At 69.3% G+C, this 12,253-nt stretch carries 9 protein-coding genes; 8 read left to right on the top strand and 1 reads right to left on the bottom strand.

What is annotated here, in order from left to right:
- Positions 1-157: 157 nt before the first annotated feature.
- The 5 genes from KGA66_RS25255 (at position 158) to KGA66_RS25235 (ending at position 5,978) form a co-directional block, all read left to right on the top strand.
- Positions 158-517, top strand: a complete 360-nt coding sequence (locus KGA66_RS25255; protein WP_211471384.1) for a hypothetical protein — start codon at positions 158-160, stop codon at positions 515-517.
- A 71-nt stretch (positions 518-588) separates the two neighbouring features.
- Positions 589-2,472, top strand: coding sequence for a hypothetical protein (locus KGA66_RS25250; RefSeq protein ID WP_211471382.1), 1,884 nt, complete (start codon positions 589-591; stop codon positions 2,470-2,472).
- A 266-nt stretch (positions 2,473-2,738) separates the two neighbouring features.
- The gene (locus KGA66_RS25245) at positions 2,739-4,634 is read left to right on the top strand and encodes a hypothetical protein (protein WP_211471380.1); all 1,896 of its coding nucleotides are present in this window, start codon (positions 2,739-2,741) and stop codon (positions 4,632-4,634) included.
- Complete coding sequence (locus KGA66_RS25240; protein WP_211471379.1) at positions 4,634-5,092, top strand: hypothetical protein; 459 nt, start codon at positions 4,634-4,636, stop codon at positions 5,090-5,092. Before KGA66_RS25245 ends, KGA66_RS25240 begins: the two co-directional genes overlap by 1 nt.
- A gap of 229 nt (positions 5,093-5,321) precedes the next feature.
- The gene (locus KGA66_RS25235) at positions 5,322-5,978 is read left to right on the top strand and encodes a type IV toxin-antitoxin system AbiEi family antitoxin domain-containing protein (protein ID WP_211471377.1); all 657 of its coding nucleotides are present in this window, start codon (positions 5,322-5,324) and stop codon (positions 5,976-5,978) included.
- A gap of 100 nt (positions 5,979-6,078) precedes the next feature.
- Here the strand turns inward: KGA66_RS25235 and KGA66_RS25230 are convergent, their stop codons facing one another.
- A complete protein-coding gene (locus tag KGA66_RS25230; protein WP_211471375.1) occupies positions 6,079-6,987 on the bottom strand; it encodes a hypothetical protein in 909 nt (302 codons plus the stop codon).
- Positions 6,988-7,378: 391 nt separating this feature from the next.
- On the opposite strand from KGA66_RS25230, the gene imuA' reads away from it, so the two are divergent.
- From imuA' to KGA66_RS25215, 3 genes are all read left to right on the top strand, one after another.
- Complete coding sequence (gene imuA', locus KGA66_RS25225; protein ID WP_211471373.1) at positions 7,379-8,161, top strand: DnaE2-dependent mutagenesis accessory factor ImuA'; 783 nt, start codon at positions 7,379-7,381, stop codon at positions 8,159-8,161.
- Positions 8,162-8,204: 43 nt separating this feature from the next.
- Complete coding sequence (locus KGA66_RS25220) at positions 8,205-9,770, top strand: DNA polymerase Y family protein (RefSeq protein ID WP_211471371.1); 1,566 nt, start codon at positions 8,205-8,207, stop codon at positions 9,768-9,770.
- A gap of 11 nt (positions 9,771-9,781) precedes the next feature.
- On the top strand, positions 9,782-12,253 hold a 2,472-nt coding region (locus KGA66_RS25215; protein ID WP_211471369.1), incomplete at its 3' end, for a DNA polymerase III subunit alpha.

Raw genomic sequence — 12,253 nt, 5'->3', positions numbered from 1 at the left:
ACCGAACCAGCCCCCGCACCAACGCCGAACGCCGCAACGGGCACACCCAGAAAGCCCGCTACACCATCACCATCGCCGAGTCGAATCTCCCCAAAGCGGACTGACCGGCCCTAACTTTAGGGCAGTGGTGCTTTGCCCCTTGTGGGCCCGCCCCCACATGCTGCGGCATTCGTACGCGCTGCGGTGGTACTCGATCCTCAGCGCGGTCTGGGATCACCGGCTGGACGGCTTTACCGAGACGGAGAAAGTCGCGTTCCGCGAACAGTTCGGCGATGTCTGGTTCCAGTTGGCAACCTTGCTCGGGCACCGTAGCCCCGAGACGACCAAGGACTGGTACCTGGAGCCGTTTGTCGGCTTGGAGATCGATTACATCTTCGCCTTGCTGGACGACGACGACCGCGCCGCCGTCGACAGCCTTCTAAGGAAAACGTCCGCCGACAGCGATCTGGTCCTGAGCCCGGTCAGGCTGGAAGGCGCTGCCGACAACGGACGTCGCGCACAGGGCGGAGCTCGATGAGCGGGGGGCCTCGGCCGCGCGCTGGCCGACGAGCGAGCCTGCCGGCAGCCGATTGGGCGCCGCCGGAGCGGTTGACCGACAACGGCTCACTGTGCCAGGTGCTGTACATCTCGGAGGACGGGCGAGGCAGCAAGGTCTACGACTTCACAAGACTCGCCGTGGACCCAGGCCTACAGCAGTGGCTGGCCCACGCGTTCGCCCGGGCCACCGGCCCAGCCACCGGGATCAAACGGGTCACCGCCGCCAGCAGCCTGTGGGACACCCTAACTTGGTTCGCCGGATTCCTGCGCGACGCCGAGCGTCCGCTCCAGTCGCCGACTCAGATCACCCCAGCGCACATCGCGGCGGCATGGCTCTCACTGACCCCAGCATCCAGAAAAACGCAGGTCGAGCGGATGCGCACCATCTTTCGTGAGGATCAGAACCTGCTCGCCGCGACACGGGCGGCAATTCTGCACGGGCGGCTGCCCCATTACGAGTCGGAGGTTCAGCCCTATACCAGGGCAGAGCACCAGGTATTGATGACCGCGGTTCGTCACGACGTGCGTGAAGCCCGCGACCGGATCGCAGCAGGGCGCGAACTGCTGGCCCGCTACCGTCGCGGCGAACTGGGTCCTGCGGGTTACAACCGGATGGAGAAGATCGGGCGTGCGCTCGACATGCTGGATCGCACCGGGCATCTTCCCCGCGAGACCAAGACATATCAGGGCCATGAGGTGAAGCTTCACCCAAGCTGGATCCATCAATCCTGCGGGGGCGCCCGCAAGCTGTTCGCCATGCTGACGCTCACCCGCCTAGAACTGATGGCGTTCGCGCTTCTGCTGACCGATCTGACCGCGGAGAACTTCGGGACGATCTGCGCGTGGCCCGCAGCGAACTTCCGCCCCGACGGGGATCTGGGCGGTCCAGCGCTGGCCTTGGTGGACGCCACCAAACCACGTCGCGGGCCGTCACGCGAATTCATGCTGACCGCGCTGGAGGATTTGCCGCCCAGCCTGGGCGACGTGTTGGTCGGTGAGGACGATAAGCACTTGTTCCGTTCTCCGCTGCGGGCCTACCTGCTGCTGTTGGACCTGACGCAGTTGGCACGCCACCACGCGGGCAGCGACCTGGCTTTCTGTTATCCGGACCCTGGCAGTCCACATGGTGAGCGGTGGATTGAGGGCACCAGTCGCGCGAACTTGGCGGACTGGGCGCGACGCCACGGCTTCCCGCCCGAACCGAGGAAGAAGGCCACGGCTGATCAACAGTCAGGGGACACCGGAGACGAGGAGAGCCGCATGCACGGCCAGCCCGGGGCCGACGCCAGGCCGTCGGTCAACTTGTTCCGCCTGCGGCGTTTCTCCGTAGAGCGGCGGGGGCGGCCGGTCGCCCAGAGCGGCGCCACCTTCCGCGACGACTATCTGCGGACGAGCCGCGCGGCGCAAACCGAGGGCCGCGCTGTCGTGCGAGAGGCATTGGAACTGGAGATTTCCAAGGCCCGGACCGTGCAGGAAATTCCGGTCCTGACACATCAGCTGCTTGATCTGGCCCATCGCGATCCACGGCAGGCGGCCCAGCAGGCGGGCGTGGACGTCGACACTCTGCACCATCTGATCTCGGGCGACCAAGACACCGTCCTGGTGGGGTGCACCGCTCCGGAGGACAGCCCGTTCACCGCTCCCGGTAGACCCTGCGGGGCCTCGTTCCTGACCGACTGCCTGCGCTGTGAGAACGCCCGCGCGCTTCCTCGCCATCTGCCGATCCAACTCGAGGTGCTCGACCGGCTCGCCCTGATGCGTCCGAACATGGATCGGCGGGTGTGGGACCACCGCTATGCCGACCCGTTCGCACGACTGACCGACCTGCTGCGCAAGTACACGCCGGGCGAACGCGCCGATGCCCGACCACGGCTGACCCAGGACAAGCGCCGACTGGTCGATGACCTGATGAGCGGAAGGCTCGAGCTGAGATGACCTCAAGCATGACGGCATCACAAAGCACTGAGGCAACCTCCTGGCCGACCCCGGGCGCAATCGTGCTGCGCAGCCGACCGCTGCGGCCCACAGCCGACCCGGGATCGCTCTCCAGGTTCCACGACCCGGTCTGGTACCTGGGTCCGGCGCAGACCGACGACCAGACCTGCCCGCACAGCATCAACTGGTCGCTGTATCCCGAGTCGCTACGCCAGCAGTTCAAAACCTTCGCCCTGGCCTCGCTCGATCATCGATGGCCCCCGGAGGTGGCGTCGGCGCTCATCGACGAACAACCAGCCGTGTTGACCGTCCACAAGACCGTCAGAGAGCTTAGGTTCTTCGCGACGTGGCTGGACACGCGCGGAATCTCACGGATCTGCGATGTCATCCCGCGCGACCTCGACGTGTACAAGAACCACCTGCTGAGCCTACCCATCAACGCCCTGGACAAGGTCAGGGGGCTGCGCGCGGTGCGCACGCTGTGGGGCTACCGGGACCTTCTGCCCGTGGAATGCCGGCTGCCGGAGCAGCGCCCCTGGGGCTCGGCGCGCGCCGAAGATCTCGCCGGGGTCGATATCGGCGGTGACTCTCCGTTTAACAAGACGCCGCGCGTCGCCCCGGCAACGATGGAGGCGCTGCTGGCCTGGGCGCTGAGGGTGGTTGAGGACTTCGGGACCGACATCCGTGACGCTTTCGTGGAGGGCCAAAGCCTGATGGCCGGGACGCATCCGGTCGCGGTCGCCAGTCGTGAAGCCTTTCATGGCACTGGCTTTGAGGGCCGATTCCGCTGGTATATCGCTGGGCTGCGCGACGCGGGTCGGGGAATGCCGGGTACAGAGCGGCAGAAACGCAACGGCGGCGGGCTCGGAATAGATCACGCGCACGTCGCCCGGATCATCGGAGCCGACTCCCACAAGGTCCGCGGACGGGGCGACCTCCTGATGCGGTTGGCCCGAGAGAACGGACTGGAGATCGAGGGGGACGCCTATTTCCTGGGCACGATCTCCGGGCGCCTGGACGGCAAGCCGTGGCGGGATCGCCCGTTCGGTGTGCGGGAGGTGAACCGGCTGGTGCGGCTGTTGACAGCGGCGTGCTGCGTCGTGATCTGCTACCTGTCCGGCCTGCGCCCCGGCGAGGTGCTCCAGCTTCGCCGGGGCTGCCTGCAGCGTGACGAGGATGACCAGTTCGTCCTGGTGGGGCGCCTCGGCAAGGGGCCGGGGCGCGGACCCGGGGCGGATGGAGCGTTCGCCGAGCGGACGTGGGCGGTTGTCGGCACCTTGGCCACGCCGATCGCGCTCCTTGAGTCGATCTCCGACGACCTGCTGCTGTTCCCGCCGAGTCGGCACTACCGCAACAGGTCCCGCGCCCAGCACGAGTTGTCGATGTCGACCGGGGAGATGAACAACAACATCCGCGAGTTCATCGACTGGATCAACGAGAGTTTCGCCCGGCCCGGCGGTGGCCCTGCGATCCCGCCGGACCCGGTCAAGGCGATCCACCTGTCTCGGTTCCGGCGCACCCTGGCCTACTTCGTCGTGCGGCGCCCCGGCGGCCTGGCCGCAGCAGCCGTCCAGTACGGGCACGTACGTTCTAAGGTGACGCTGGGATACGCCGGCGAGGCCGACACCAGCTGGCTGGAAGACCTGGCTGTCGAGGAATTGGAGATGCTCATCGATCAGGTCGACGACGACCTGCAAGCCCTTGATGACGGCGAGCACATCAGCGGCCCCTCGGCTCAGGAATACCGGCGGCGGGTGCACCGAACCGCCGTGTTCGCGGGCCGCGTGGTCAATCAAGCCCGCAACGCTCAGCGCCTGCTGACCGGGGCGAACCACAACGTCCACCATGGCGAGGCCATGACATGCGTGTGGCGACATGAGACCGCTGCATGCCGAGACGAGCACGAAGCCGCGGGCCTTGAGCCCTCTCGCCCTGATCAACAGCTATGCCGCAGCGGTTGCGCGAATCTCGCCTATACGGATCGCGATATCGAACGACAGCGCGAGAAGCTGCTGCGGTGGGAGGCCGACGCGCTCGACCCACTCTCCCCGCAGCCGTTGCGCGACCGGGCGTCGGCCCAGGCCACGCAGATCAAGAACCTAATCGAGAACCACGAGCGCACCAGGCCCGGGGCCGCCAGCGAGCACGAAGAGGAGTCCTGATGGGCAGGAATCCGCGCGATCGGGAACAGGACGCCGCAGCGATCTCAGCGGCCGCCGAGCGGCTGCTGGCTGGTACACCGCTGCGTTCGGCCTCGGGGCGGTTGACCGCCAGCGAGCTCATCATCGAATCCGGGTTGCGTCGCGATGTGGTCTACCCGGTCCACCAGGGCCTGGTCGACGAATTCCGGCTTCGGGTCAAGGCACAGAACGTGGTGCCCACGGCCATGCAGGACCTGGCCGGCGAGCGGGACAGGCTGCAGGAGGAGCTGACCGAAGCCAGGACGAGCCTAGCCGCAGAACAATCGATGACCGCGTACCTGCGCCGCCTTGTGGCGGAGCTGTCGGTCGAGCTGGAGTGCACCCGCCTCGAACAGGAGCAAAGCGCCGACTCCTCGGTGGTGCACTTGCTCCGCCCACACGACCAAACCCATCAGCTCCGACTCAGACGCGGGCTCTAAGGTGTGTCCCTCTGGATCTGGGTGCTGGATCGGGTGCAAGAGCTCTGTGTGGATGGCGAGCGTCTGCGGCGGCATGGTCTCGGAGGCGGGGTGGGATCGGCTGACGTCGCTGTTGCTACCGATTCGTCACGCGGCGGCGGTGACAACCTCAGCGCCGATCGTGAGACTCTGCGGGGCGATGAGCGCTCGGATGACAGCGAAAGTTACTTACAAATGTAATAATCGCTGTATGAAGCGCGTTCAGGCGCAGGCGATCTTGGGCGAGATGGCGGCCAGCCAGCACGGCCTGATCACTAGCGCCCAGGCTGCGGCCCGAGGTGTCGATGGCGTCACCTTGCGACGTTTGCGCGACGCCAGGTTGCTGGAGCCGGTGGGAAGAGGCGTCTATCTGATCAGCGGGGCACCCGCCCCGACGCATCTGGAGATCAGGATCGCGTGGCTGCGCCTCGACCCGGCGCGGCCCGCCTGGGAGCGCGACGGGCGCGAAGAGAAAGATGGGGTCGTCTCCCACCGGTCGGCATGTCTGCTGCACCAGCTTGGGGACATTCCGGCGCCGAATACGGAGTTGACTGTTCCGGGACGGCTGACTACCCGCGAGCCGTGGGTGAGACTGCACCGGCATGACGGCCCGCTGCCCGTAGACGAGATTACGATGGTTGACGGCCTTCCGGTCACTACCGTCGATCGGACCGTCCTGGATCTGCTGCGGGATCACGCGGACGGGGGGCATGCCGGCGGAGTCATCGCGGAGGCCGAGCGCCGCGGCCTGCTCGACCTTCGCGCCTTGGCTCATCAGCTCGGTCAGTTCGGGCAGCGCTACGCGATGGCTGGGGTCTCGGGCGCGGAACTACTCTCCACGCTGACGGCAGAGGCCGAACAGCGCTGAACGAGAAGGCGGCCCTCGAGGTCACCGTCGGCGCCGCGGCAGCTGAGAGCAATGATCGAATGTCTGTGGATCGGCCTGACGGAAGGGCGTACGAGGGCATTCACGACAAGGGATCGCCTGGAGGTGGCGGTCCGCCCGGATCCGGCTTGCCGACCATCGCCCGCCGCAGCGGTTCGACGTAGCGGCGCTCTGCTTCTTCACTTAGCGGTCCGAGCCGGTCTCTGGTGCGCTTGCCGAGGGCCTGCCATCCCTGGCCCCAACCAAGGACGGGGGCGGCCAGGGCGCAAAGGTTGAGGTGAAGGAGGATGGCTTGGGCGATCCAGTAGGCGCGCACGTGGTGCTTGCCCTTGAAGTCGTAGTCGATGCCGGTTCCCGGGGCACCGTAGAACTGCATGGCGCGGGCCGGGCCTGGATGAGTTCCAGCGCTGCTGAGCACGGCGTAAGACAGGAATCCGCCGTGCTCGGGAACATACTGTTCCATGAGCTTGGATGCACTGCCCGGCTTATCGGCGATGGTCACGCCGTCCTGGGCCGCCATGACCATGAGATGCTCCTTCATCCGCTGCCCAGCGGCCAGGAGCCACTTGGCCTCAGCATCTGCGGACCCACCGGCGATTCGCTCGAGCGCCTTGCCGGCTTCGGTGTAGCTGTCGATCCCTTGCATGGTTCGCCGGTAGGCACGAGCCCGCCTGCCATCTTCGTCGAGATCTTCGAGCAGCCACCGCGCCCAGGCGAGAGTCTCGGCGACGGTGCGGATGGGGCCGAGTGCCGCGGCGGTTGCGTGCCTGTGCAGGCCGACCAGGGCCAGCCCGAACGCGTCGTGGGCGTCGGTGGTCATGGTAAGGAGGTGTCCGCGCACGGTGACCGGCATGCCGTGCGGGAAACGGGGGTCGCCCATCTCCGTGGCCGACCCCCAGCGGGCGAAACTGTCCTGGATGACCGGTGCGAGGCCGTTCAGCAGGTCGGCCCCCACCAGGTACACCGCCTGGAGCAGTTGCACGTCGGTCATGTCGGCAGGGGCTGGGAGCGGTCGAGCGGGCGGGTGCGCAACGAGCTGCTCGAACTCCCTGCCGAGGCGACGGACGATCTTGGTCACCGTGTCGATAGCCGGGTAGCCGCCCCCCGGGCGATCTTCGCTCAAGTTGCTCGCCGCTTCCCATGATCGTCACTGGTGCCGCGCGGACCTCAAGGTTAGACGGGCGCGCTTTCCGGGTCAGCGCAATTATGTGTCGTTGCACGTCGTCCAGGTCGAGCCGGTTCGTGAAGATCACGGCTAGCGCCGACTCGCGTGGCCAGGTGCCAACTACCGTGGCCGGCACACGTGCCTGAGCTCGTGGGCAAGACCGCCGCCAAGGTCTTCAACTAGTTGACTCCAGGGCATGTTAGGCCAGAATAGATCCGTGCATCTCGAAAGTTTGTTCGACAAGCGACATGAGGGCGTTGCTGAGCGTCGTGTCGCGCTGGCCGACGCCGCTGCGCGGTTGTCGCCGTCGGTGCTCGAGGCGCACACGCCGATGCCGGGTGATCCCGTCGCGGCGGCGTACACGGTCCCGGTGCCCGAGGCCCTTGGCGCGCTGCTGCCCTCGGGCCTGCGCCGCGGCGCGGTCACCGGATTGGACGACGACGGTTACCTGGCCGCTGCGCTGGTCGGGGGTGCCGTCGCCGCGGGCGGCAGCGCGGCGCTGATCGGCGTTGGAGATCTGGGCGTGGAAGCGGTGCTCGCGGCCGGGGCCGACCCTGAGCGGCTGATCGTGGTCGACGCGCCCGCGCAGGCGTGGGTGGATGCGGCAGAGGTGCTGATCGGCGCGCTGGACGTGGTCCTGCTGCGCCCGCCTGGCGCGGTGCCGGATGCGGTGGTGCGGCGGATCACCGCGCGGCTGCGCCGTGGCCAGGCGCGTACCGCATTGCTGGCCGCCGGCGGTTCATGGCCGGCTCCGGTACGCCTACGGGTCGCCGGGCCGCAGTGGATCGGCTTGGCGGACGGGCATGGGCAGCTTGCGGCCCGGCGCGCTGCGGTGATCGCCGAGGGCCGAGGTACCTACGGCCGCCCCAGGACCGCGCGAGTGTGGCTGCCGACGTTCGACGGGAGCATCCGCGAGCTGACCGACACCCGGGCGCTGCCTGAGGGTCCGCGCCCGCGCCTGGAGTTGGTGCCCGGGCTTGGGCCGCCCGCAGCCGCCTGATCCAAGCGCCATGACCCGACTGTGCACCGCTTAAGGCAGAACGATGACCCCGAACCAGGCGCTCCCGCTGCGGATGATCGCGGTGCTCGTGCCCTCGTTCGGGGTGATCGCGGCCGGGGGCGACCCGGATCTGCCCGCCGCGACCGTAGCGGCCGGCCGGATCGAGGCGCGCACCGCCCCGGCCCGCGCTGCCGGAGTGCACCGCGGCCAGCGGCTGCGCGACGCCCAGCGCGCCTGCCCATCCTTGGCGGTCTACCCGGCTGACCCGGCCGTCGCGGCGCGCGCGTTCGGGCCGGTCGTCGCGGCGCTGGAGCGGACCGCGCCGGGGATCGAGATCGTGCGCCCCGGACTGTGCGTGCTGCGCGCGGCCGGCCCGGCCCGCTACTACGGCGGCGAGAGCGAGGCCGCGCGGGTGTTGCGCGACGCGGTCGCCGAGGTGGAACTCGAAGCGTCCGGCCCGCTCGGCGCCGGTGTAGGGATCGCCGACGGCTTGTTGGGATCCGTGCTGGCCGCCGCGCGCGACACCGTGGTCCCGGCCGGCACGACGCCGACGTTCCTGTCCGTGTTCGGCCTCGGCGTGCTGGACAACTCCGAGCTGGCGCACGCGCTGCGTCGGCTCGGGGTGCACACCCTCGGCCAGTTCGCCGCGCTGCCCGCCGCGAAGGTCGCCGCCCGCTTCGGCAGCGAGGGAGCGGCCGCTCACCGTGTGGCGTGCGGCCTGGACGCGCGACCGCACGCCCCGCGCCATCCGTCCAGGGACTTGTCGGTCGAGCTTGAGCTGGACCCGCCTGCCACGGTGCTTGAGCCGCTCCTGTTCGTGGCGAAGACGCTCGCGGACGCGATGGCCGAGCGGATGCGGGCGGGCGGGGTGGTCTGCGACCGCGTCGAGATCACGGCCCGCGCTACCTCGGGGCAGTTCTCGCGCCGCTGGTGGCGGCACGACGGCAGGCTCTCTGCCCTCGCCGTCGCGGAACGCGTCCGCTGGCAGCTCGCGGGCGCATGGGACGCCCTCGCGGCCGGGGGCAGCGCTGAGACCGCTGACGAGAGTGATGGGGTGTGCCTGCTGCAGTTGCGCCCGGACGGCCTGCGGGTGGCCACCGGCCGGCAGCTCGCGCTGCTGGGACCGGACCCGCTGCCCGATGTCGCGGATGCTGCGGTCGAGCGACTGCAGAATCTGCTCGGGCACTGCGCGGTCACCCGCCCGGTGCGGCGTGGTGGCCGGGACCCGAACGACCGGATCGCCCTGATCCCGTTCGGCGACCTGGACCCCGAACCGCCCGGCGACGGCCCGTGGCCCGGCCGGATTCCCGACCCCGCGCCAGCCCGAGTCCCCGAGGATCCGCCGACGGCCGAGCTGCTGGACGCCGACGGGTCTTCGGTCTCGGTCAGCGCCCGCGGTGAGCTGTCCGCGCCCCCGGCCCGGCTGCACATCGGCGCGGCGAGGCACGAGGTGGTCGCCCACTCCGCCGCGTGGATCGCCCACGAACGGCCCTGGGATCCTGCCACAGCGCGGCGCCGGGCCCGGCTGCAGGTAGCCACCGCTGACGGGCACGCCTACCTGCTCGCGCTGCAGGACGGTATCTGGTCCGTACTAGCGGCCTACCAATGAGCGGCCCGGAGATGCCCATTCAGGCCGCTGAACTGCATGTTCATAGCCACTACTCGCTGTTGGACGGGGTGGATAGCCCGGCCGCGCTGGTGGCCGAGGCGGTGCGCCTGGGCCTGTCCGCGCTGGCGATCACCGATCACGACTCGCTCGCGGCCGTGCCTTCCTTCGCCAAGGCCGCCCGCGGCATGCCGCTGCGCACGGTGTTCGGCGCGGAGCTGAACCTGGACCTGCCCGCCGCGCGCACCGGGATGGCCGATCCGCCAGGTCGCCACTTGCTGGTGCTGGCCCACGACGCGGCCGCCTACCGGCGACTGTCTGGCGCGATCAGCGAAGCGCTGCTGCGCGGCGGCGCGAAAGGGCACCCGGTGTACGAGCCCGAGGAACTCGCGCACGCGGCCGGCGGGGGCTTCGAGATTTTGACCGGCTGCAGGAAGGGGGCCGTGCCGGCTGCCCTGGAGCGCGGCGGCCCCGGCGCGGCCGAGGCGGAACTTCGCACGCTGATGGACCTGTTCGGGCGCGAGCACGTGTACGTGGAGCTGACCCGGCACGGCCAGCCCGGGGACGACCGACGTTGCGCGCAGCTGGCAGAACTGGCCGACCGGCTCGATCTGCCCACCGTCGCGACCGGGAACGTGCACTATGCGCGGCCCGCCGGATTTCGCGCCTACGCAGGGCTCGCCGCAATGCGGGCCCGGTGCACCCTGCAGGAGATCGACTCCTGGCTGCCCGCAGGCCCCGTGGCGCATCTAAGCGCCCCGGACGCGATGGGCCGCCGGTATGCGCCCTACCCCGGAGCGGTCGAGCGCGCCGTGTCCCTCGGACAGGAGTGCGCCATCGACTTCGACACCGAGATCCGCCCGAGCCCGCCGCGCTTCCCGGTCCCCGACGGGCACACCGAGGACAGCTACCTGCGCGAACTGGTCGAGGCAGGCTTGCTGCGCCGCTACGGGACACGGGAGAGCCGCCCGGACGCCTGGCGGCAGGCCGAGCACGAACTCGGCGTCGTCGCAGACCTCGGATTCGCCGGATTCTTCCTGATCGCCTGGGACGTCGTGCGATTCGCGCGCGAACAGCAGCCGCCGATCCTGGCCCAGGGTCGCGGATCCGCCGCCAACTCGGTGATCGTGCACGCGCTCGGGATCAGCGCCGTGGATCCCCTGCGCTACGGACTGCTGTTCGAGCGGTTCATCCACCCCGACCGCGACGGGCCGCCGGACATCGACATCGACTTCCAGGCCGGACGCAGGGAAGAAGTGATCCAGTACCTTTATGACCGGTTCGGGCGGCGCAACTGCGCGATGGTCGGCAACGAGATCACGCTGCGCCCGCGGTTCGCACTGCGGGAGGCCGCGCGGGTGCTGGGCTACTCTCCCGGCGCCGTGGACGCGCTGGCCTCCCGGGTCGACAGCCACGAACCGCTGCCCGACGCCAGCCCGGAACTGCCCACACCCGTCCTGGAACTGGCCCGCGACCTGTGGGCCGGGGGCGGGCGCGTGCGCCACTACGGCATCCACTCCGGCGGGGTCGTGCTGTGTTCGGGGCCGATCAGCGACGTGCTGCCGGTCGAGTGGGCGTCCATGCCGGGGCGGACTATCGTGCAGGCCGACAAAATTTCGGCTGCGGACGCAGGCCTATACAAAACTGATTGCCTCGGACTGCGCGCCCTCGACGTGATCGCTGACGTGTTCGCGTTCCTGAGCGAGCGCGACGGCGTCGCGATGGAGCTGGCGGACGTCCCGGCCGACGACCCCGCCGTGTTTGACATGATCGGGGACGGCGACACCGTGGCCTGTTTTCAGCTGGAAAGTCGTGCCCAGATCGCCACCGCGGGCCCCATGCGGGCGCGCTCCTTCAGGGATGTCGCGATCCAGATCGCGTTGATCCGCCCGGGGCCCGGCGGCTCCGGCGCCAGCCGCCGCTACCTGAATCGCCGCAACGGCCGCGAGCCGGTGCCCTGGGTGCACCCGATCGTCGACGCGATCACCGCGAAAACCCTGGGCACCGTGGTGTACCAGGAACAGGTCATGCAGATCGCCCTGGACGCGGCCGGATTCGGCGCGACCGAGGCCGATCGGCTGCGCCGAGCCATGGGCGGCTCCAAGCACGCGAACCAGGAGTTCGAGGCGCTGCGTCGCCGCTTCTTCCATGGGCTGTCCGCCCGCGGGATCACCGGAAGCGTCGCCGAGGGCGTCTGGGAGCAGATCGCCTCCTTCAGCGGGTACTCGTTCCCAGAGTCGCACTCGCTCTCCTTCGCGTTCATCGCGCTCGCCACCGCGTGGATCAAACGCTACGAGCCCGCCGCCATGCTCGTCGGAATGCTCAACCACCAGCCCATGGGCTTCTGGGACGCCTCCACCCTGATCGAGGACGCCCAAAGGCACCACGTGATTGTGCGCCCGGCGTGCGTGAACGCCAGCCAGGCCGACGCCAGCCTGGAACCGCTCACCGGCGAACTGGTCGTCGCGTACGCCCCGACCCACCCC

This window comes from Actinocrinis puniceicyclus (assembly GCF_018283645.1).
In the GTDB taxonomy this organism is placed as follows: Bacteria; Actinomycetota; Actinomycetes; order Streptomycetales; family Catenulisporaceae; genus Actinocrinis; species Actinocrinis puniceicyclus.
Note: the sequence above shows the minus strand (reverse complement) of the source record. Positions and strands in the feature narration are given on the sequence as shown.

What these genes read in the sequence shown, in the direction of transcription:
- KGA66_RS25240 (WP_211471379.1), top strand. Translation starts at nt 4,634, where the DNA reads ATGGGCAGGAATCCGCGCGATCGGGAACAGGACGCCGCAGCGATCTCA.
- KGA66_RS25220 (WP_211471371.1), top strand. Translation starts at nt 8,205, where the DNA reads ATGACCCCGAACCAGGCGCTCCCGCTGCGGATGATCGCGGTGCTCGTG.
- KGA66_RS25235 (WP_211471377.1), top strand. Translation starts at nt 5,322, where the DNA reads ATGAAGCGCGTTCAGGCGCAGGCGATCTTGGGCGAGATGGCGGCCAGC.
- KGA66_RS25230 (WP_211471375.1), bottom strand. Translation starts at nt 6,987, where the DNA reads ATGACCGACGTGCAACTGCTCCAGGCGGTGTACCTGGTGGGGGCCGAC.
- KGA66_RS25255 (WP_211471384.1), top strand. Translation starts at nt 158, where the DNA reads ATGCTGCGGCATTCGTACGCGCTGCGGTGGTACTCGATCCTCAGCGCG.